The 20,699-nt window shown below is 56.8% G+C and carries 19 protein-coding genes; 9 read left to right on the top strand and 10 right to left on the bottom strand.

The genetic code is table 11. The annotated features are described in order from the left end of the window. Positions 1-108: 108 nt before the first annotated feature. Positions 109-2,016, top strand: coding sequence for an ATP-dependent metallopeptidase FtsH/Yme1/Tma family protein (locus HY010_14830; protein ID MBI3477004.1), 1,908 nt, complete (start codon positions 109-111; stop codon positions 2,014-2,016). Positions 2,017-2,133: 117 nt separating this feature from the next. Here the strand turns inward: HY010_14830 and HY010_14825 are convergent, their stop codons facing one another. Then, positions 2,134-3,393, bottom strand: a complete 1,260-nt coding sequence (locus HY010_14825; protein ID MBI3477003.1) for a glycosyltransferase family 39 protein — start codon at positions 3,391-3,393, stop codon at positions 2,134-2,136. A 352-nt stretch (positions 3,394-3,745) separates the two neighbouring features. On the opposite strand from HY010_14825, the gene HY010_14820 reads away from it, so the two are divergent. The 3 genes from HY010_14820 to HY010_14810 all read left to right on the top strand — a co-directional run bounded on the left by HY010_14820 (position 3,746) and on the right by HY010_14810 (position 6,475). Beyond that, the gene (locus tag HY010_14820; GenBank protein ID MBI3477002.1) at positions 3,746-4,552 is read left to right on the top strand and encodes a hypothetical protein; all 807 of its coding nucleotides are present in this window, start codon (positions 3,746-3,748) and stop codon (positions 4,550-4,552) included. Between the two features lie 139 nt (positions 4,553-4,691). Next, positions 4,692-5,462 (top strand): glucose 1-dehydrogenase, encoded by a 771-nt coding sequence (locus HY010_14815; GenBank protein MBI3477001.1) that lies wholly within the window; start codon positions 4,692-4,694, stop codon positions 5,460-5,462. Between the two features lie 8 nt (positions 5,463-5,470). Beyond that, on the top strand, positions 5,471-6,475 hold the full coding sequence (locus tag HY010_14810) for an energy transducer TonB (GenBank protein ID MBI3477000.1): 1,005 nt from the start codon (positions 5,471-5,473) through the stop codon (positions 6,473-6,475). 28 nt (positions 6,476-6,503) lie between these two features. On the opposite strand, the gene HY010_14805 is transcribed toward HY010_14810, so the two are convergent. Then, positions 6,504-6,953, bottom strand: coding sequence for a DUF1569 domain-containing protein (locus HY010_14805; protein MBI3476999.1), 450 nt, complete (start codon positions 6,951-6,953; stop codon positions 6,504-6,506). 219 nt (positions 6,954-7,172) lie between these two features. Here HY010_14805 and HY010_14800 point away from each other — a divergent pair, with 219 nt between their 5' ends. Both HY010_14800 and HY010_14795 read left to right on the top strand, forming a co-directional pair. Beyond that, entirely contained in the window at positions 7,173-8,096 is a 924-nt protein-coding gene (locus tag HY010_14800) for a hypothetical protein (GenBank protein ID MBI3476998.1), read from the top strand. 196 nt (positions 8,097-8,292) lie between these two features. Continuing rightward, positions 8,293-9,192 carry a UDP-3-O-acyl-N-acetylglucosamine deacetylase gene (locus HY010_14795; protein MBI3476997.1) on the top strand — a complete coding sequence of 300 codons (900 nt, stop codon included), beginning with the start codon at positions 8,293-8,295 and terminating at the stop codon, positions 9,190-9,192. A 5-nt stretch (positions 9,193-9,197) separates the two neighbouring features. Here HY010_14795 and HY010_14790 read toward each other — a convergent pair whose 3' ends face one another. Continuing rightward, positions 9,198-9,425, bottom strand: a complete 228-nt coding sequence (locus HY010_14790; GenBank protein MBI3476996.1) for a hypothetical protein — start codon at positions 9,423-9,425, stop codon at positions 9,198-9,200. Positions 9,426-9,544: 119 nt separating this feature from the next. Next, positions 9,545-10,258 carry a PilZ domain-containing protein gene (locus HY010_14785; protein ID MBI3476995.1) on the bottom strand — a complete coding sequence of 238 codons (714 nt, stop codon included), beginning with the start codon at positions 10,256-10,258 and terminating at the stop codon, positions 9,545-9,547. Positions 10,259-10,356: 98 nt separating this feature from the next. On the opposite strand from HY010_14785, the gene folK reads away from it, so the two are divergent. Next, positions 10,357-10,848, top strand: coding sequence for a 2-amino-4-hydroxy-6-hydroxymethyldihydropteridine diphosphokinase (folK, locus tag HY010_14780; GenBank protein ID MBI3476994.1), 492 nt, complete (start codon positions 10,357-10,359; stop codon positions 10,846-10,848). Between the two features lie 25 nt (positions 10,849-10,873). Here folK and HY010_14775 read toward each other — a convergent pair whose 3' ends face one another. After that, on the bottom strand, positions 10,874-11,401 hold the full coding sequence (locus HY010_14775; GenBank protein ID MBI3476993.1) for a hypothetical protein: 528 nt from the start codon (positions 11,399-11,401) through the stop codon (positions 10,874-10,876). A gap of 326 nt (positions 11,402-11,727) precedes the next feature. On the opposite strand from HY010_14775, the gene HY010_14770 reads away from it, so the two are divergent. Beyond that, positions 11,728-13,158: a glutamine synthetase gene (locus tag HY010_14770; GenBank protein MBI3476992.1), complete on the top strand. Its 1,431-nt coding sequence runs from the start codon at positions 11,728-11,730 to the stop codon at positions 13,156-13,158. Positions 13,159-13,330: 172 nt separating this feature from the next. Next, the gene (locus tag HY010_14765) at positions 13,331-15,028 is read left to right on the top strand and encodes an STAS domain-containing protein (GenBank protein MBI3476991.1); all 1,698 of its coding nucleotides are present in this window, start codon (positions 13,331-13,333) and stop codon (positions 15,026-15,028) included. 65 nt (positions 15,029-15,093) lie between these two features. Here HY010_14765 and HY010_14760 read toward each other — a convergent pair whose 3' ends face one another. From HY010_14760 to HY010_14740, 5 genes are all read right to left on the bottom strand, one after another. Further along, positions 15,094-15,822 carry a DUF1311 domain-containing protein gene (locus HY010_14760; GenBank protein ID MBI3476990.1) on the bottom strand — a complete coding sequence of 243 codons (729 nt, stop codon included), beginning with the start codon at positions 15,820-15,822 and terminating at the stop codon, positions 15,094-15,096. Between the two features lie 121 nt (positions 15,823-15,943). After that, complete coding sequence (locus HY010_14755) at positions 15,944-17,029, bottom strand: D-alanine--D-alanine ligase (GenBank protein MBI3476989.1); 1,086 nt, start codon at positions 17,027-17,029, stop codon at positions 15,944-15,946. Between the two features lie 120 nt (positions 17,030-17,149). Then, complete coding sequence (locus HY010_14750) at positions 17,150-18,166, bottom strand: putative zinc-binding metallopeptidase (GenBank protein ID MBI3476988.1); 1,017 nt, start codon at positions 18,164-18,166, stop codon at positions 17,150-17,152. Positions 18,167-18,326: 160 nt separating this feature from the next. Beyond that, on the bottom strand, positions 18,327-19,004 hold the full coding sequence (locus tag HY010_14745; protein ID MBI3476987.1) for a hypothetical protein: 678 nt from the start codon (positions 19,002-19,004) through the stop codon (positions 18,327-18,329). A gap of 156 nt (positions 19,005-19,160) precedes the next feature. Then, entirely contained in the window at positions 19,161-20,429 is a 1,269-nt protein-coding gene (locus HY010_14740; GenBank protein ID MBI3476986.1) for a hypothetical protein, read from the bottom strand. Between the last annotated feature and the right edge of the window lie 270 nt (positions 20,430-20,699).

Genomic DNA, 20,699 nt, shown 5'->3' with positions numbered 1-20,699 from the left:
TGTGGTCACGAGGCCTTTACTTAATCCGAATTTCGGGCTGCGGCATCTAATCGGGATAGTGGCGCTTTCTCACAACTAGCGAGGCGCTCGATTCAGAGGAGTTTCTAGGTGAATTCAACCGTTAAGACAGTGCTGTTCTGGGCAGTCATTATGGTGTCGGCATTCCTGCTCTGGCAGGTGGTGCGCACCGGGAGCAACGCCCAGAAAGACAAGGAAATCAATTTTTCGCAGTTCAGTTCTGACGTGGATCAGGGCCTTGTCCGTGAAGTGACGGTGATCGGCGTGGAAGTGCGCGGGAAGTATAAGAGCGACAACTCCCAGTTTCACACCACCGTTCCGCCGAACTTCCCCGATATGTACAAGTCGCTGCACGACAAGGGCGTCAGCGTAAATATCAAGGACATCAGCAACGGCACGTGGCCGAGTTGGATCCTGAATCTGGCTCCTCTGGTGTTGCTCGCGGCTTTGTGGTTCTTCATGATCCGCCAGATGCAGACGGGCGGAAACAAGGCGTTGTCATTCGGCAAGAGCCGCGCGCGCCTGCTCTCCATGCAGCAGAAGAAGATCACGTTCAAGGACGTGGCCGGCGTGGACGAGGCGAAAGAAGAGCTGCGCGAGATTATCGAATTCCTGCGCGAAGCGCAAAAATTCCAAAAACTCGGCGGACGCATCCCCAAGGGCGTACTGCTGGTTGGACCTCCGGGAACAGGCAAGACTTTGCTGGCGCGCGCGGTTGCGGGCGAAGCGAATGTGCCGTTCTTCTCGATTTCGGGATCTGATTTCGTCGAGATGTTCGTCGGCGTGGGCGCAAGCCGCGTCCGCGATCTGTTTGAGCAGGGCAAGAAGAATGCTCCCTGCATCGTGTTCATCGACGAAATCGATGCAGTCGGACGTCATCGCGGCGCGGGCCTCGGCGGCGGACACGATGAGCGCGAGCAGACTTTGAACCAGTTGCTGGTCGAGATGGACGGCTTCGAATCCAATGAAGGCGTCATCCTGATGGCCGCGACGAACCGGCCGGACGTGCTCGATCCGGCGCTGCTTCGTCCGGGACGCTTTGACCGGCGCGTGGTGGTGAATCGTCCGGATGTGCGTGGCCGCGAAGAAATTCTGCGCGTCCACACCCGCAAAATTCCTCTCGCCGACGACGTTGAATTGTCGGTGCTGGCTCGCGGCACACCGGGCTTCTCGGGCGCTGACCTGGCGAACATGGTGAACGAAGCGGCCTTGGCAGCGGCCCGCCAGAATCGCAAGGCCGTTCTGATGTACGACTTCGAAGTCGCGAAAGATAAAGTCCTGATGGGAGTGGAGCGCAAGTCGCTTCTGCTCTCGGACGACGAGAAGAAGAATACGGCGTACCACGAAGCCGGACACGCTCTGGTGGCGGCGAAAATGCCGCACTCGGATCCGGTCCACAAGGTGACGATTATTCCGCGCGGCATGGCGCTTGGTTTGACCATGCAATTGCCGGTGGACGATCGCCACAACTACTACAAGAATTATCTCGATACGCAGATCGCGATCCTGATGGGCGGACGGTTGGCGGAAGAACTGTTCCTCAATTGCATGTCCACGGGCGCGGGCAACGACATTGAGCGGGCTACCGAACTGGCGCGCAAAATGGTCTGTGAGTGGGGCATGAGCGAACTCGGACCTCTGACCTTCGGTAAGAAAGAAGAGCAGATCTTCCTGGGCCGCGAGATTGCGCAACATCGTGATTACTCGGAAGCCACGGCGATCCAGATTGACGAAGAAGTTCGCAAGATGGTGAGCGCGGGCTACAACACGGCGAAGACGATCCTTTCGGAGAATCGCGAGACGCTCGAGAGCATCGCCAAAGCACTGATCGAACGCGAAGTGCTCGACGCAACCGAGATCAAAATGCTGGTTGATGGCAGGAACCTGCCTCCCATCAAGCCGCTTCCGTCGAAGAATGACGACGGCGTCCAGCAAGTGATCAAGCCCGAGCCGGGACGGAATCCGGTGAAGGGTGGAGAGCGTCCGGCAACGGCTTAGAAACGGTTTCCTGTTTCTGGTTGCTGGTTGCTCGTGACTTTGAGAACGAATCTGAACGCAGAGACGCGGCTTGCCGCGTCTCTTTTCTTTTTGGGGGAGACGGGGCAAGCCCCGTCTCTACGCTTTTATTCGGCGTGGTAACACCGCTACTACGCTCAGGATCACGAAAAATGGATCGATCGGGCGCCGGTAATACACTTCCGGGCTGGTGATGTAGTAGACAAGCGGGAACGAGAACAGAACGAGTGCGTACGGCAGATTTGCCGCGAAGTCGCTCTTTAGAGCGCGCCGGAGTCCGAACAGGGCCAGTATCGTCAGCGTGGTACAGAGAAAGATGTTGGGCGGGTCGAGTGGTTCCTCGGCAAGATAGGCGCGATCGAGGCTCCAGTATCCCGTCCACAGGTATACGGCTCGGCGCAGCGATGTCCAGACATACCATCCGGGATACGCGCGGATCGATTCGATGGCCTGCTGTTTCTTGTGGTCCATGTAGTGCAACTCGCCCAGCTGCTTGAATTCATCCCATTCCTTCTGGTTATGCCACGGACCAAACTCGTAGTGCGCCCAGTGAATGCCTTCTGCTTTCGTTCCGAGACGGAGAACAATCCCCACGTTGTCGCGGAACGGAACGAAGCGATGGAAGACCTCATAGTTGCGAATAAACCATGGAGAAATCATCGCGATGAAGATAGCCGCGGCTGCGACGTTGGGCACGAACCACCTTCGCTCAGTGCGATGACGACGGTAGATAATCCACGCGGCCAGAAACGGCAGCACCGACAGCGCCGATGGACTGGTGAGCGCTTCGAGTCCCCAGAGAAATCCCCACAGCACCCATTGCGACAGGCGGTCGTCCTGCTCGAGGTTGAGCGTGACTAGAAAAATCAGGCAGAGCAGCAGCGTTGCGAGCCATGTTTCCCAGATACGCTCGACGGGGAAATAGATCGCGTATGGAAAGAAGACCCATGTCCATGCGGACCACTTGGCGACGCGCTTGCCGAAGCCTTTGCGCGCAATCAGAAAGATAGGAATGCAGGTCAGGGACGCGATCAGCGCGTTGAGCGATACCAGGACAATCGCCGACGTCCTGGTATAGATGCCGAACAATTTAAAGACGCCGGCTACGAGATAGGGATAAACGGGCGTCATCCAGGCAGTGGGCCCGGTGTCTTCGAACAGTGGACTGCTGAAGCCGCGGCCTTCGGCGATGGAGCGGGCGATTCGTCCGGTTTCGTATCCAAAGTGCCAGTGATCGCGCGCAGGATCGAGTTGCTCGTCGAGCAGAAAGACCATCACAACCAGCCGGATCACCAGTGCGATCAGAACCATCCACAACAAGGAGCGGCGGATGCGTGCCTGATTTTCGTCGATGGTCAATTTGCTCAGTCTCCCGACTCCAGATCGAGATTGTTGCGGAAGAAAGATATTAACCGCAAAGGTCGGTTGTGGCTCAATTTCGGAATGAGAAGCATGCGTCCCGGAGGGACCAGCGCAATTCATGTAGGTTGTTTATTGGCCCAGCAGAAACACCGCGGGATACTCGTTATGAAAAAGGAGTGCTTTTCGCTCTCCATTGGGGCCGACGCGAAATGTGACCCGCGGGTCAATGACTGTAATTGCGATTTTTCAACAACTACGTCCTGTTTGGGAACCTTCTCGGGGAAAGTGGAGACTAAACTAATGGGTGCGACGACCTGTGCACGTCTGGCCGTACTGGAGCTTTGGAGCAATGCCCTGTGGCCGTACTGTTGTGCTGCGCCTAATCATCGTCACATTCCTGATTCTTGCTGCTATCTGGGGTTCGCTGTGTGCCTACGCTGCGCATGAGGTCCATCGCGCAACATCGATGCTCGCGGAGGCATCCCGCGTTGGTGTCGGCGATACCGAGGCCTCTGTTCTTCCATTGATAAAACGATACGACGGATACAAGTGGACGCCAGACCCATTACCGCCTAGAGAACAATCAACAGACCTCCGCGAATACGACTATCGACGAAACCATGTGAGTGATTACCAGTACGACTTCGAGATAAGTCCGTTCGGCCTTCTGACCACGGATGGTCATGGTAAGAGGGACCGAGTGACTCGGGCCGTCAGGACCGTGACAAATGCAATTCCCAAACGACTGCGAGCAATCATTGGGTTACGCGATTGGGGAGCAACAGTTGATTTGGCGATCCGAGGTGGTCGCGTGCAGTCGGTTTCGGGCGAAGTATTGGTTGAAGGTCGCTCTGAATGGCTCGGCCACGAATGGCGGTTGGTTGAGGCCATGCCGCACAGCGAACTTCAACCGAAGGCATTTGTTATCGGCTCGGCAATCCTAGAAATGGAAAATGGCGGTGGAATGTTGATTCAGAACATTTTCACGCCGGACGCATCAGTGGAAGAAGTTCGGGCATCGCGCAAATTCAATGCCGCGTGTCTGAGTAGCGTGCGGGGTTGTGAGGGGTTTTGCGACCTAGCGCCGCGTGCCGTCGAGTATCTAAAGCAGCACCCTGACGCAGGCTGGGGAATCATTCCGCCCAAGTGCCCCTGACTGCGGCCGCAAATCCAACTGTCGCTAACAGGCGTTAGCACCAACTACTCCGCTTGGGTCGGCCCGGAGTGTGACCCGTGCGCCAACAGGGACTGCGGATTCGCGGTTTTCGGGCTATGACGGCTTACAATAGTTGCTTATGAACCTGTCATTGAATTCGAAAGTTGCTCTGATTACGGGCGGCTCGCGCGGGATCGGCGCGGCTGCGGTGCGGATGTTTGTCAAAGCCGGGGCCAAGGTTGTCTTCAATTACCAGTCCGCGAAGGCGCAGGCTGACGATCTGGTCCGCGAATGTGGTGCGGCGAATTGCCTTGCCGTGCAGTCCGATCTGTCGACGACGGCGGCGGCGCAGCAACTGGTAGCGGCGGCCATCTCTGCATTTGGACGGCTCGACATCATGGTCGCGAATCATGGGATCTGGCCGCCCGAGGACGCTCCGATCGACAAGATGACCGAGGAGCAATGGCATCGCACGATCGCTGTCAACCTGGATAGCGTGTTTGCGCTGGTCAAACACTCGGTGGCGCAGATGAAGAAGCAGGGCGGCACTCCGGCGGGGCACATCGTGCTCGTCAGTTCGACCGCCGCCCAGCGTGGCGAGGCGTTTCACTGCGACTACGCGGCCACCAAGGGCGCGCTCATCAGCATGGTGAAGGGCCTGTCGTCCGAACTGGCACGCGACAAAATCTACATCAACAGTGTGGCACCGGGCTGGGTGGATACCGACATGTCGGCGTCCGCGCTCAATGATCCTCCGACGCGAGCGAAAATCTTCGGCACGATTCCCATGGGACGAGTCGGCACGCCCGACGAAATTGCCGGGCCGATTCTGTTCTTGTGCACGCCGCTGGCGGGATTCATCACCGGCGAAGTCTTCAACGTGAATGGTGGCGCGGTGCTGGTTGGGTAGGAGTGCTTATGAAACGGCGTTGGATTGGCCTCGTTGTTTGCGTTCTTGTGGCGCAGGCATTTTTGTTGGCGCAGCAGTCGAGTGACGCTCCCGCGAACAAGTTGGCGTATGAAGATGGCAGTATCGCCAACCATGTTTATAGCAACGACTGTTTTGGATTTTCTTTCCCCATCCCTGAAGGCTGGCAAGTCAAAACGCTCGGGGTCGCTCCTGAAGGAAAGGCCATTCGCTTTCACGATGGCGGGCTGGTGTTGCTGATGCTGGACCGGCCCAAGCCAGGATCCTTCGCCGACAGGATCTTCCTCAACGTCGAAGACGCCAAAGGAGCGCCAGTAACACCACAGGAGTTTGTTTCCAATCACGTCCGAACGCTTATCAAGGATGATTCCAAGCACGGCGAACTTCTTCGAGATGCCAACACTGTCGAATATGCGGGGAAGCAATTCGTTCGCGCGGACTCCAAGCAGGTAATGAATGAACGACCTCTGTTCACAGCTTTCATTTACACGAAGTTCAGAGGTTTCTACATCGGGGAAACAGCGATGGCAGGGTCGAAAGAAGACCTGGACGAAGCCGCGAAATCGATGGAGCACATTTCGTTTCGCGAAGATCAAACCAACTCCAATTGTGTGAACAAGGCGAACGACCCTTCCACGGGTATCGTCGGCGGTATGATCAGTTCGACTCCGGGGACTCCGTCGACTAGCGGTGGACCTCCGCTACGTGTGCGCGTCACCCAGGGAGTTTCCACTGGGTTGCTGATCTACAAAGTTCAGCCCCAGTATCCGGAAGTGGCTCGCAACGCGGGTATTCAAGGGCAGGTAGTGTTGCAGGCGGAAATCGACAAGAACGGAGACATGAGGGAAGTCCATCTGGTCTCTGGTGACCCGCTACTAGCTCCGGCAGCCCTTGAAGCGGTAAGGCAATGGAAATATAGACCTTACTTGCTGGATGGCCAGCCGGTCGCCGTGGACACGCAGGTCATCGTGAACTTCGCGCTTTCTGGGCGTTAGCAGAGGTATCGCTGACGCGCTTCCCTCTTCATGCCCCGAATTGCCGCAGGTGGTGGTCCAGATGTTTGTACATGCCACGGCTCCACGCTTCGGGAGTGAGGTCTCCGAAAAATGGATGCGGATGGCGGGTGCACTGCGACTCTCCGCCTTCCGAAAACTGGCGAAGTTTGAGCTTCAGTTGTTCCTGCTCGCGTGCAAAGTCGCGCTGGTCGGAGACCACGAGTTTCTTGTCAGTGGGGTTGTTTTTCGAGAACGGTTTGTCATTGGTATAGATCGGTTTGACCAGGGCGCCAAGCAGTCTCCCGATGAAAATGCGGGGCGGATTGATGCGGCCGGAGGCCAAGTCGAGGGCCGCGGAGCAATGCGCCATCATCTGGGCGACGTCCATCTTTCCCCACTGGCGCAGGGATGCAGGTTGCAACCGGTCAACGCGGGATAGCACCTCGTCCAGCGCCTCTTTTTGGAATAGGGTCTTCATCGTGCGCCTCCGAAGTTTGGGGAATGCGAAGAATGATAGCACTGGCCGGGACAGCTAAAATCGTCCGGCAGGCTTCTAAACTAGAGAGTCTCTGATAACGTTCAGGTTTGAAAGATTTCCCTCAGCGGCTTGAGCCGGTTTCTAGCGGCGTTATGCGGCACGGCTGAAGCCCTGCCCTTTCAAAGCCACTAGGAATTTGAGAATTCCCGAGGTCGATGGATGAATCGTTTTGTCTTCTTGATGCTGTTTGCTTCCGCGCTGGGATATGGCCAGGTCGCGTCGTCTCCGCCAGCACCGGCAGCGCCGCCCTCGGGCTCGTCGCAACCAGCGGCGGCTAATCCGAATGACGTCGAAAGCGCGCGCAAGGGACGCGCCTTGCTCGATGAGACCATCAAGGCGCTCGGGGGCCAAGCCTATCTCACCTACGAAAACCGGGCGGAAGAGGGGCGTTGGTACCACTTGCACCACGGCTCCAGCGGCGGAGGCATCGGCGTGCAATACCGCATGTTCTACCGCTATCCAGATAAGGATCGGCTGGAGGTTTACGGACGCGGCAACGTGTTCATCCCCCTTCCTCTGTTTGGCTCGGTCGACGTGATTGTGGTGAGCAAGAAAAAGGGCAAGGACGACATCGCCATCGTCCACAATGGCAACAAGGGATACGAAATCACGAACAAGGGAACCGCGGCCCAGGAGAAAGAGGACCTCGATCCTTATCTGCGTCGTCGAAGCCATTCGCTCGAACAAGTGCTCCGCAAATGGATCAACGATCCGGGAATGCAGTACTTCTATGACGGTCTGGCGATTGTGGATGGCAAGCCTACCGATCAAGTCACCGTGCTTAACGGCGCGAATGATGCGGTGACCGTCTACCTCGATCAGAATACCCATCTGCCGCTGAAAACCAGTTTCACCTGGCGCGATCCCGAAGATAAGCAGAGGAACGTCGAAGAAGAGGTTTACGACAACTACCGGATGATGCAGGGGATCATGACGCCGCACTCGTTTACGCGGACGTTCAACGGCGAGATGTCGCACCAGCGCTTCATCAATACCGTCAAATACAACGTGCAGTTGCCGGAGGAGTTGTTCGAGGCCAAGGTCGATTACGATCCGTACAAAGCGCCGGTCAAAAAGAAGTAATTGCCTTGGATTTCGGCTTATTCACGGTACTTTCGGGATTGAACCCCGGAGCGTACCGGTAAATATCTGCCTTTATCCTGAATAGTTTAGATATTTTCGCCTTGAATTAGCCACGGACTGTGGCTTTTTTGCCACGTGATGAAATCCACCCTGAGCGGTAAACTCATGAGTAGTAAAACACTTAGTCTTCCTCACTTTGACGCACGAGCAGACAATTCGTGCTCCCGTAACATGTTCAGGGGTTGGTCTCCATAGCGGTGCTCCGGTTACGCTGCGCATTCTGCCCGCGCCTGCTGGCACTGGGATCGTATTCCATCGCACCGACCTGGACGGCTTCGAGATCGAGGCCAGCGGCCGCAACGTGGCCCGCGTAAGCTATGCGACCAGCTTGATGAAGAAGGGCGTCCTGATCTCGACCACCGAGCATTTGTTGTCGGCATTCATCGGCGTGGGTATCGATAACGCGATCGTGGAATTGGACAATCTTGAACTGCCCATCCTCGATGGCAGCGCGCAGCCCTTTGTCGAGATGATTCAGAACGCCGGGATCCGCAAGCAGCGGAAGACTCGAACCTATCTACGGATTGTGCGCGAAGTGGAATTGCGCGAAGGCGACAAGTTCATCGCGGTCTATCCCGCGGAGACCTATTCGGTCTCGTATTCGATCAATTTTCCGCATCCGAAAATCGGCCAACAGACGTTCTGCGTGCAACTGACAAATGGAAGTTACCTGCGCGAGATTGCTCCGGCGCGTACGTTTGGCTTTATGCATGAAGCCGATGCACTCCGTCAGCAGGGGCTGATTCGCGGTGCGTCGACGGAGAATGCGATCGTGCTGAGCCGCGATGCGGTGCTCAATCCTCCCCTGCGATTCGCAGACGAATTCGTGCGCCACAAGGTGCTGGATCTGATCGGAGATCTGGCCCTGATTGGGAAACAGATTCTCGGCTCGGTGGTTGCGGATCGCGCCGGGCACGCCATGCATACCGCGCTGGTTTCACGGCTGCTGCGCGATAAATCCTACTGGGAAGAGACTTCTCTCGACGAAAGTTCTTCCGCGCCCGCAATCGGCGCGGCGGCCAGTCTGAGCATTTAGTAATCCTAGTCAGCAGGCTGAGGCGCGGTCCAGTCGTAGGGTGTAGCGCGTTGCGCTTCCAAGCGGCGCAGTTCCGCTTCGGCTTCGACGCGCACACGTTCCGCAAAGGAACTCGCACTCTTGCGATGCTCCGCTCCAAGAGCCGACAAACGCGCTCTCAGGTACGGCTTGTCCGCTTCGAGGCGGCGTAGCAACCTTTCGGTTTTCGCGATCTTTTCGTCAATCGTGATCATGGAAATCCCCTTTGGAGAACTCCTCCCAGATTGACACAGGAGCAAGGGCACGAAAAGTTTCAAACTGGATTCGTGGCTGCGAGACACATGATATTGACGGGAACGGAAAAACGCGGCGACTACTCTTTGAGATGTTCTTGCAACTGGACGGGCAATTCATCCTGCAGGCGATCGGCGAGCCAATGCTCCAATTGAAATTGCGCGCTCTGCGGCACTTCGACAAATCTCATTCCGGCATTGCCAGAACCATCCGCCCACGCAGTGTTGCCTTTTAGTTCGAGCATGGAGTCCGTCCCTGGAAGAGTAAAGCGAAGCCCGGCGAGAATCCCCTTGGGTAATTTGCCTTTGAGCTGAATTGCCATTCCGCCCTCACTGAGGTTTGTGGTCTTAGCGGCGAGAATTGGGCTATCCGGCAGGCTGATCTGAACTTGCATTTCCACAGGATGGCGGAAATAGCGGCGGCGTTCGCGCACCATGAAGTTCAATGCGGCGTTGAAGCAGCGAGTGGCATTGAGCGGAGTCAACGGTTTTTGCAGTACGAAGTTGGCGCCGATCTGAAACGCCTGCTGGGTCGTGGTGTTGCCATTCAGTACCGCGAACGCGACTGAGGTGGCATTACTTTGCGTCGTGCGCAACGACGTGAGTAGATCGACGCCGCCGGGCATGTCGTCGCAGTCGACAATCACCGCGTCAAACTTGCGCTTTTGCAGCAACTCGCCACCGGTCTTTGAACCGGAGCACACCTCGACACTGACAGCTAACTTCTCCAGAGTCGGACGCAGGACTCCGAGCAGAGAGGCGTCCTGGCTGATCAGTAACGATTCGAGGGTCATACACCTTCGATCTTAACGAGGGTTGGCGCCCCGCGAAAGTCACCAAGGTACTGCGCCTACCAATCCCGTAGAATGAACCTTTTGCGATCCAGGTAACCGTGGCCAAACTCGTCTATCTCTCATGCGGCTCTAATGTGGGCGACCGAAGTGCTAGTCTCCGGGCCGCGATCGAGCGATTAAAAGGGGTTGGAACCCTGCAGGCCGCCTCCGGTTTCTATGAGACGGAACCCGTGGAACTCCGCGCCCAGCCTTGGTTTCTCAACTGTGTTGTTGCGCTGGAGACTCGCTTGACTGCACGGGATTTACTCGATCAGGCGCTGGCCATCGAGCAGGAAATGGGACGAATCCGGCTGCGTGACAAGGGTCCGCGCCCCATCGATATCGACATCCTTTTGTATGGCGATGAAGTCGTCGAAGAGCGCGGACTGAAAATTCCACATCCCTCGATGCAGAAACGGCGCTTTGTTTTGGAGCCCTTGGCTGAAATTGCTCCGGATGTGATTCATCCAACGCTCAAGAAATCTGCACGCGAACTTCTTGCGGAATTGCCCGCAGGACAAGTTGTGCGGCGACTGGAATCTGGAACCTAGTCGGGCGCGACAATCAAGACCATCGTCACGGGACGATAATCCGGCTGCCTGCTTCTTCCGGAGCTGTGATTCCCGCGGGACTCTCCGGAAACTGGGCGAACAGAAAGTCCACAAACGCCCGCGATTTTGGCCGGCCCGACGTTCGCGAAACGCCCATCCGCAAAAGGAACACGAAAGTTTTCAAAACGTCGGAATCACGCAGGCGGGCAAAGCCGGTGTGCTTCTGTTCGGTGTCGCGGAACTCTTTGACCATCTGTTCGATTTCCGATGCGACCGCCTGGTGCGCGAGGTTGGCGGTGCGGTCTTCGATGATCAGGTTGGAGTTCACGCGCGTGTGGTAGCTGCGGGCGAGCGATGTCAGGGATGAAATCAGATCGCGATCGGCCAGCGCGCGATTGGCGCGCGCAGTTTTTGCCAGCGCAAAACTGAGTCCGATCAGCAGATGCTCGCGTTCATACAGAAACTGCTCGCCGACCTCGACATCTGGGAATAGGGCTGCCTGATCCAGTTCGTTGGGATCGCGGGGCTTTTCGTGCTCACGGGCTTGCTGCAAGTATGGGCAGTCGCTGGGACAATCGATGGTGACTTCGCGTTGCTCCCCGCAACACTGGGCGCAGATGCGTTCATGGAGCGCGGGACAAAAGCGCTTTTCTTTTCGGACATTACAGACAGAGCAGCTCACCCGACGATTATTTCACGGCGGATGATGCCTGCGTTGTCCCGCCCAAGCCAGGCTGGAACGCATCCCGGATAAATCCGGCTAATCGAAGGCATAAGGCATTTTTATTTGTGCGCTGGGCCGCGACACGATAGCCTAGTCCGTTGTTACCCAGCCATAGAAACTCATAAGACGGGCTCAGCCCAACTTCAAGGAGACGCATGTCAAGCGAATTGCGGAATTTTCTGTCGATCCCGTACGACGAACTGGAAGAGATGAACCTGAAGGCGAAGAAACAGCGCCTCGACCGCGTGGCAGCGCACAAAGTCCAGGAAGACCGGCTCAAGTACCTGACCGACGAAAAGCGCATCAAGGCGTTGACCGTGCTTTTCAGCGATCTCGAAGGCCGGCTGCACATGCTGGACTACGACAAGAAGTTTCTCCTCAAGAGCTACGACAACTTAACTTTTGACGGATCGTCGATTCGTGGCTTCACCGCGCAGCGCGAGAGCGACTTGCGCCTGGCTATCGATTGGAGCGCATTCTACTGGGCTCCGGCGGACGTGTTTGGGCCGGGCAAGGTGCTGGTCTTCGGCGAAGTGATCGACAAGGGCGGCGAGCCCTATTCCGCGGACATCCGCAGCGTGTTGAAGAGCTTTGCTGCCGGCATGCACAAGAAGCATGGCTACACGTTGAACGCCGCCAATGAAATTGAAGGCTTCCTGTTCAAGACAGCTGATGCGGAGCGCACGTTCCACGAAACGCTCAAGTTCGAATATGTAAATACCGGCGGCTACTATCACTCGCTGCCCGGCGATCCGCTGCGCACGTTCATCGACACGACTGCCGAAGTGCAGCGCGCGATGGGATTCCAAAATGAGAAGGATCATCCGGAAGTTGCGCCGTCACAGTTTGAAATCAATTACAGCTATGCCGAAGTGCTGGTCGCCGCCGATCAGATCCAGCTCTACAAGCTGATCTGCCGCCAGGTGGCGCGCAATATGGGACTCACGGCGTGCTTCCTGCCCAAGCCGGTCGTGGGCGTGAACGGCAGCGGTATGCATACCAATGTGTCGATCAGCAAGAATGGCAAGAACCTGTTCTGGGACGCCAAAGGCGAAGAAAAACTGAGCAAGATGGGATGGGAATTCGTCGATCGCATTCTGACGCATGGCAATGACATCTGCCTGTTGCTGAATCCGAGCGTGAATTCGTACCGCCGGCTCGATCCACATTTTGAAGCGCCCAATCAGATCAAGGCTTCGGCTGTGGACCGTGGCTCGATGATTCGTATTCCGATCGGCAACGAGAAGAGCATGCGCGTGGAAGTGCGCTCCGTGGCGCCGGACGCGAATCCGTACCTGGTGATGCTCTCGGTCTTCCGGACTGGATTGGAAGGCGAGACGTCGAAAATCAAGAACCTGCGGCAGGCTGAGCGGTATCTGCCGGACAACATCTACACAGCGATCTCCAATTTCCAGAAAGCCGACTGGACCGACAAACTGATGGGCAAAGATGTGAAGGGCCGCTATTCCGACCTGAAACAGGCTTCTGCCGACCGTTGCCCGAGATTGCTGGGATCGTTTGTGAAGGCGCCCGAGGTGCAGTATCACCACGACGTCTACAACCAGTACCTTTGGAACCGGTTCTAGGCAAGTGTGGCGCGGGCGCCCTCGCCCGCGTAAAAGTTAGTAGTGAGAGAGCCGTAGTGAAAGAGCCGCCGCGGGACCGGGCGGCTTTTTCTCGCGCCATTGTGTTCTCCGATGGTTCCAACCCCTCCGTTCTTTGCCGCGCACTCCCGCGCACTGCGATAATGATGATGTGATGGCAGGTTCTTTCCTATCTGAAGCGTGGCTCCCTAAATCCGTAGTCTGCCTGCGCGACTACAGCCTGAACAAATTCCTGCGCGACCTGGTCGCCGGTGTCACGGTTGGATTAGTGGCATTGCCGTTGGCGATGGCGTTCGCCATTGCTTCCGGACTGACACCGCAAGCCGGAATCTATTGCGCGATCGTCACTGGCTTCCTCATTTCCCTTCTCGGCGGTTCTAAGACCCAGATTGGCGGGCCGACCGGCGCCTTTGTAGTGGTGATTGCCGGCATCATCGCCGCGCATGGAATCGATGGCCTCTTTCTCTGCACCATGATGGCGGGTGTGATGCTCATCATCATGGGCCTAACGGGAATGGGGACGGCGGTGAAGTTTATTCCCCGTCCGATTGTGATCGGATTCACGAACGGTATTGCGATTCTGATTGCCAGCACGCAAGTCAAAGATTTTTTGGGCCTGCATCTGGACAAAGTTCCGGGCGAATTCTGGCTGCGCATCAAGGCGCTCGGGCAAAGTTTCCCGACACTTTCCTATGAAGCAGCCGCGCTGGCAGTGGGCACGGTGTTGGTGATTGCGATCTGCCGCGGAATCTCGAATCGCATCCCGGGCGCGATTGTGGCGATGGCCATCGGTACTGCGGTTGTCCGCATTTTCCACTTGCCGGTTGAAACCATTGGAACGCGCTTCGGAGGCATTCCCAGCGGCCTGCCGCATCTGGAAATTCCTGTATTTCGTCCAGAGCTGATCCATGGTTTGATTGGCCCGGCATTGACCGTGGCGATGCTGGGTGCCATCGAGTCGCTGATGTCGGCGGTGGTTTCGGACCGCATGAGCAATGATCGCCACAATCCCAACGTGGAACTGGTCGCACAGGGATTTGCCAATGTCATCTCACCGATATTCGGCGGGCTGCCGGCTACGGGCGCCATCGCGCGTACGGCCACCAACATTCGCGCAGGTGCGCAGTCACCGGTAGCGGGCATCATCCACGCACTGACGCTGTTGCTCATTCTTCTGTTTGCGGCGCCAGTCGTGAGTTTCGTTCCAATGGCGGTGCTGGCTGGAATCCTGATGGTTGTCGCTTACAACATGGGCGAGTGGCGCGAGATTCCGTCCTTGCTGAAGTTGACGAAAACTGACATCAGCGTGTGGCTGGTGACGCTGGCCTTGACCGTGTTTGCCGATTTAACCGTCGCTGTACAAGCGGGAATGATTCTGGCCGCGCTACTGTTTATCAGCCGGGTGGCCGCGACGACCACGGTCTCGCAGGTCACGGACGACTACATTGAAGACGGCCGCGTTCATATCTTGCAGGACAAGGACATTCCCTACTATGCGACGATCTTCCGTATTCACGGGCCATTCCTGTTCGGCGCGACCGACAAGATTGCAGTCGTCACGGAAAATCTTCACAAGCTTCCGCCGGTAGTGGTGCTGCGCTTGCGCAACATGAACGCACTCGATGCAACCGGACTATTCGCCCTGGAAGAAGTAGCCCAGACTCTCAAGAACAGCGGACGGGAACTGATTCTTTGCGGGGCGCGGGAACAGCCATTGGAGTTGATCCAACAATCAGAATTTGCGGAGTTGATTGGGCGGGAGAATATCTGCGACAACGTGCAGGAAGCGATTCAGCGGGCGGAAGAAATCTTCGAAAAGCTGACGCCGGCTGCGAAGGGCGCCGCCAGGTAGGAGCACCACTACTCAGACGCACTCCGCCGATTTTCTGTAAAAGGGCGATTCATCAATAGCTAGTTCTAGTCCGCCACTGTCCAATCAAGATAGGGACGCGATATTTCTGTGATTTTGTCAGTGGGCAGGTCGTCATTGGGATTGGCGATTGCCAGCTTTACATCAACTTTGATGTACCGACATTTTCGGTGGACGTAGGTTCTTCGTGAAGTGGTTACATCCTTAAACTCCAACCCTCCCTCCGTGGTAAACATCTTCAGCAAATCTGAACGATTCATCCCGACTTTGATGGTCTGAATCGAACGCATCACGTTTGATATCCATTCCGTATGCTCTTCATCAGATGATGTCTGCTGATCTACTTTGGACCCTCCGGCGCAGACATCGCCCTCAACACGATTGAGCATGTGTTTCAGCGTATCTATTCGCTGCCTTGTCAGGTCCGCTAATGCCAGATTCGCACACATCGGGAAAACTGTTCCGTACTCTCTCTGCTTGTCCTCGGCTGGATATAGCGCAGCAAGTTGTGCGTCGCGAAAGACAACCCATGCATTTTGGGCGGCTCTGATCTTGTCCAGAGCAACTGGATCATTTGCGGCGTTCTTAAGAAGGCTCTGATATATCCGGTTTAATTCATCATCAGCCCCTTTGTAGGCATGGCTGGCGCATACGGTCAGGTCGCTTTCGGTTTGGGCCGTCTTGTCGCAGTCTGAAGAAGTGGCCTTTTGGGCCTGCTGGCTAATGAGGAACGGAACAAGAAGGAGTGTGACTGCAAGTATTCGGGACATCGGCATGGAACGTCTCCCGCAGAAAAGGTCGCGCACCATTATTGTGCCGCAATGTGAATGTTGTTAACAGCCATCGCACCAACTACGACTCAACAAGGCGAGCACGCAGGTTAGCCCCTAACGTTCGCTAGCCACCCGCGCCGTTAGCAAATCCGGCTTTCGGATACCGCGCCATCGCCAGTTCGCAGATCTCTCCAATCAACTCTGTGTATGAGCGTCCGGCAGCCCGGGCGGCCATGGCGAATTCCTGGCGGCTGGCCAGCCATGGATTCGGATTCGCTTCGATCACGTAGACGTCGCCATTCGGCGCCAGGCGCATATCGATGCGGCCATAGTCGCGCAACTTCAGAGCACGATACGCGGCCAGCGCGGTATCAGACAAACGCTTCGTAGTCGCTTCGTCCAGATCTTCGGCGAGTGCAGATTTGGTCAGTTTGTACACTTCGGTATTTTTTTCGAACTTCACATCGTAGGTTGCAATCTTCGGCGTGCCTTCGGGCAGGCGCGAGAGGTCGAGTTCTACCAAAGGCAGCACCTGCGCGCTCTCATAACTGCCCAGAATTCCGGCGTAGATCTCGCGGCCTTCGATGTACTCCTCGATCAGCGCGGGAGAATCGAATTCATCCTGAATGTATTGAATGCGCTCCATCATCTCTTTGATGTTGGTCACGAGGGAGCCGACGTCGATGCCAATCGAGCCGTCTTCGAGCGCGGGTTTGATGATCAGGGGAAAGGAAATATCGTGCGCGTGCTCAATGTGCCCACGGTAGGCGGTGGCGAAGAATGGGGTCTTAATGTTGTGGAACGCGAAGATCTTCTTCGCGACGGCTTTATCCTGCGCGAGGAAGATCGCGTGCGGCCCCGCGCCAGTGTAGGGGATGCCCAGCAGATCGACGTAGGCGACCACGTTCATTTCCTTGGTGTCGTCACCATCGAACGATTCAGTCAGGTTGAAGATCAAGTCGGCATCGCAACGCGAGAGCGAATGCAGAGACTGGGGACGCCCATCCAGTTCGAAATACGACGGCTCGTGGCCGAGTTTTGCGAGAGCCTCGAAGATCTCTTCGCGGTCGGTCATTTCCTTGCGTTTCTTCTTCGTCTTCTTGTGACGAGTCTTGCGAGCAGGCGGTTCATCTTCCTTGGCCGCCGCGGCAACGGGATCCTCGTTCCAGACGTCATACAGCAATGCGACTTTGAGTTTGGCGTTGATCATAAAAATCAGGTCTCAGGTGTTAGGTGTCAGGTCTCAGGTTTCAAGAGCCGGCGACATTCAGGATCCGATGAACATTCGGCATTCCTGACACCTGACACCTAAGACCTGACACCTGTCTTTCTACGGCTGAATAAACTTTCCTTTCGTTACATATGTCATGACCAGAGCCGTCGTGTACGCGGTCACTTCGGCGAGGTGTTCGGACTCGCGATCACGGTCAGCCCTTAGATCGAGTTTGGCGGCGCGTTCTTCGATGGTCGCCAGCAGTGTTTTGATCAATGGACGTTGTGCTCCGGTCCACTGCGCCACTTTGTCGATGATCGACTTGCGATGCTTGCGCAGAAAGTCCTGTGCCGGCCGCGCCGTCCTGCGCCGCTTCGAAACGCGAAAGATGTCGCGCAAATCCGTGTCCGGCGCGAGTTCGGTTACCGCAACTTCTTCGCGTGCGGACTGATGATAGAACTCGCCAACCGTGGTTTCCATTTCGTCGACCGTGATATCGGTTTGTCCGCGACGGCGCGGAGGATCGCTACGTCCGACCTTGCGGACTAAACGGTCGAGATAACGCAGCTTCTCGATTGCATTCCATCCGCGATAGCGCTTGCGCCAGTTGGAACGCGGCGTGAGCCACACAGCAAACGTTTCGGCAAAATCTTCGTCCGGATGTTTTTGCGCGTACCAGCCCGGCAAGTGGCGGACATAGTCGCGGGAAAATGGCGCAGGCTGGTAGTTGTCGCGATACGGCCGCCGGAACGGTCCAAAAAGCTTCTTCCACTCCGGCGCCTTGTGCAGGCGGTAGGCGTAGGTAAAAGCGTGTCCGGCTTCGTGGCGCAGATACATCATGATTTCTCGCGCGTCTTCCAGGTCGTGCGTTTCTTTTTCGAGTTCCGCCAGGCCAGCGTGCGCCAGGTAAAACGGAATGCCGATCACGGGCTCGCCGGACGGACATCCCCACTCGTCAGTCAGATAGCAGGCGGGCCGGAATTTCGTCAGACCGCGGGCATCGAGTTCGCGGTAGAGCTGCTCGACAAAGCGCTCCACGGGCGAACCTTCGAGCTTAAGGCCAAGTTCACGAATCGGCCGGCTCAGAAGTTCCTGGTACGCGGGCTCTGGTTGTCCGTTCTCGGTCACAAGCATTCGCTTACAGACGGTCAGGATCCGCGCAGGGATGCACGGGGGAGAAAAATGCTATCCAAGTAAACAATAATGGACAGCAGGTATAACTACGAAGTTACTGGCGTAACGGTGATTGTACAGCGGGGAGATGGGTTCGCGCTGCGGCCAGAGAAGAAGTTCGTTACGCGCCTGCCGTGTTTCCCTTGGATTTGTAAATGCGCTTCTCGGCAACGTTGGCAACTTCCTGCGCGGAGATGCCGGCTTCCTTGCGCCAGGCTGCGAGTCGATGGAAGACTTCTTCAAACTCCCGGACGACATCGCTCGGCGCCACTGGCTTGATTCCCTGTTGCCGCCGTTCCGTCAGGTAGCGCTGGTAGATCTGGTTGGTCGGGGTTCCCTTGGAGGCTTGCATCACGCGGAACCAATCCGGGCGATTCAGTCCGGTCGGTGGCAACGTGCTGATGGAGTGCGTGCTGCCGTCGTTGTAACGCGTGACCATCTCGGTCCACACGCCGCGCTGGGCGTGGTCGTGAATATGCGCAGCCACACTTGTTTGCGGCTGGCACAAAACGCGAATGAGAACGTTGGGTATCTTGTCGACGCGATAGACGCCGAGATCTTGAAAGCCGCGTGCGATGAGGGGCTCGGCTTGCTGGCGAATCAGTTGCTCGTGTGACCACTGCGGATCCTCAGCCCGCACCAGGCTGACAAATTCCGGCAATTTGCTGAGGACGTGGGTTCCCACTTCCGCCAGTTTCTGGCGAGTCGCGCGCGACATCAGCAAGGTCGTCGGAATGCGCTTGAGGATCCACAGCGCCGCGAACATGCCTGCCAGGACCAGCACAGCTTTCAGGTTCATGGGATCATTCCGTCGATTGCTCGTTCATTGCAGCATTCGAGAGGGGAGAGGAAAAGTTACGGGAGTGTTGCGGCGTGCGGGGCTTTGACGCGTTATATTCACCCGCCTCCGGAGACGCGGCAAGCCGCGTCTCTACGGATCATTTTGTCTTGGCACTCACTGCACGGTTACGGTGACAGTCTTCTGCGAGCGTCCGAACGGGCCGGTCGCGTAGAGAGTGTAGGTTGTCGTTTGCGTGGGCTTCACGGGAACGCTGGTACCGCGAACGGCTCCAACGTTTGGCGAAATGATCAAATACGACGAGCCACTGACGCTCCAACTGAGCGTTACCGTCTGGCCGGATGACGCCGTGGCGGGCGTGGCTGTGAAACTCGCAATCGCGGGAGCGTTTCCCGTCGGCACATTCGATTGCGTATACACCGGGCTCATCTGCACGACTTCGAAATCGGAAGCTTTCAGCGTTCCTAGATTGTGCAGATCGTTGTTGTCCCAGCGATCGTCGGGCGCTCCGCTGATGTACATCGAACTGCCGTTATCGGCCATGATCATGCCGTATTTCTTCATCGCGGCCAGGATGACCTGATTTTTCTGCGAGAATCCCGAAACATCAAAGGTTGATTTCAAACGCATTCTCATGCCCATGGGCGCTGCGTTCGGATCACTCGAATTCGCGGCCCAGTGAGAAGCGGGTGGGGTGAACGCAGCCCGGCTTCGCTGCAATGTGAAGCGGATGGCATGCTTGATCGAGCCGCCCGCAACTTCGTCATAGCGAACCAATCCAGGAAAGATGGGGAGCCCGGCAGCATCGGCAGACGTCCACGTGTAGGGACGCTGCTCGTCGGACAGTAGATCCCATGCGGCAGTGGAATCGGCGTTCCACGCGCCACCACCGGCTGCGCTCGCGTTGAACAATTCGTAGAGCCAGCACTGACTGTTGTCGAGCACGAGCACGTGCCGGTCGCCGCTCGGGTTGGGATCGCCTTCAATCGGCGCGTTGGCGGGAATCGGCATCGGGCCCGGATCGCTCTCGTCGGCATAGGCCAGCAGGTTTACGGTCACGGGACTCTGGCTGGAATTCACGACGACATACGGGATACCGATCTTGCCTCCCGCGTAGAGTCCGGCGCCGAAGTCGGGATGGACGGCGGTGTTCCCGCCGATAAAATTGATGAGGGCCGTCGAATTCGAATCCACGGACGCGGCGGAGATGTCCTGATTCCACAAGCTGCTCGACGGGAACGGCATGAACCCGTTGAGGCTGCCGCCAATTCCGGCGCTCATCTGGCTACAGGCGCTGTTGCCGCCTCCGCCACCACCACCACCACCTCCTCCTCCGCCATTGCCGCCGGCGGAAGATGTTGTGCCGCAAGAGGTTGTGATCACGCTCAACGCAAGCAGGAAGGAAACGAACCACCAGCGGCCCATGGATGCCTCCATTACTATCTTCGCGGGTCTGGAGCGGAAGGGCAAAGGCCGGAAGGGTATGTACGGTAGGACACCGTAGGATGAGCGGCCGGCAGGAAATTGGACTGCCGCTTTTCGCGGGGTCCGCGAATGCGGCCAATTCCAAGTGAGTAAAAGTTCGTAAAGGCTGATAAATGGCGGACTTCGCGATGCTACAGTGAAGCTATGGAGTTCTCGTTCTCTCGCGCTTGGACGGTGAGCATTTGTGTTGCATTCGCGTTGTCTGCTCTG

This window comes from Acidobacteriota bacterium (assembly GCA_016196065.1).
In the GTDB taxonomy this organism is placed as follows: Bacteria; Acidobacteriota; Terriglobia; order Terriglobales; family Acidobacteriaceae; genus Acidiflorens.
The sequence above is the reverse complement of the archived record's forward strand: the minus strand, read 5'-3'. Positions and strand labels throughout refer to the sequence as shown.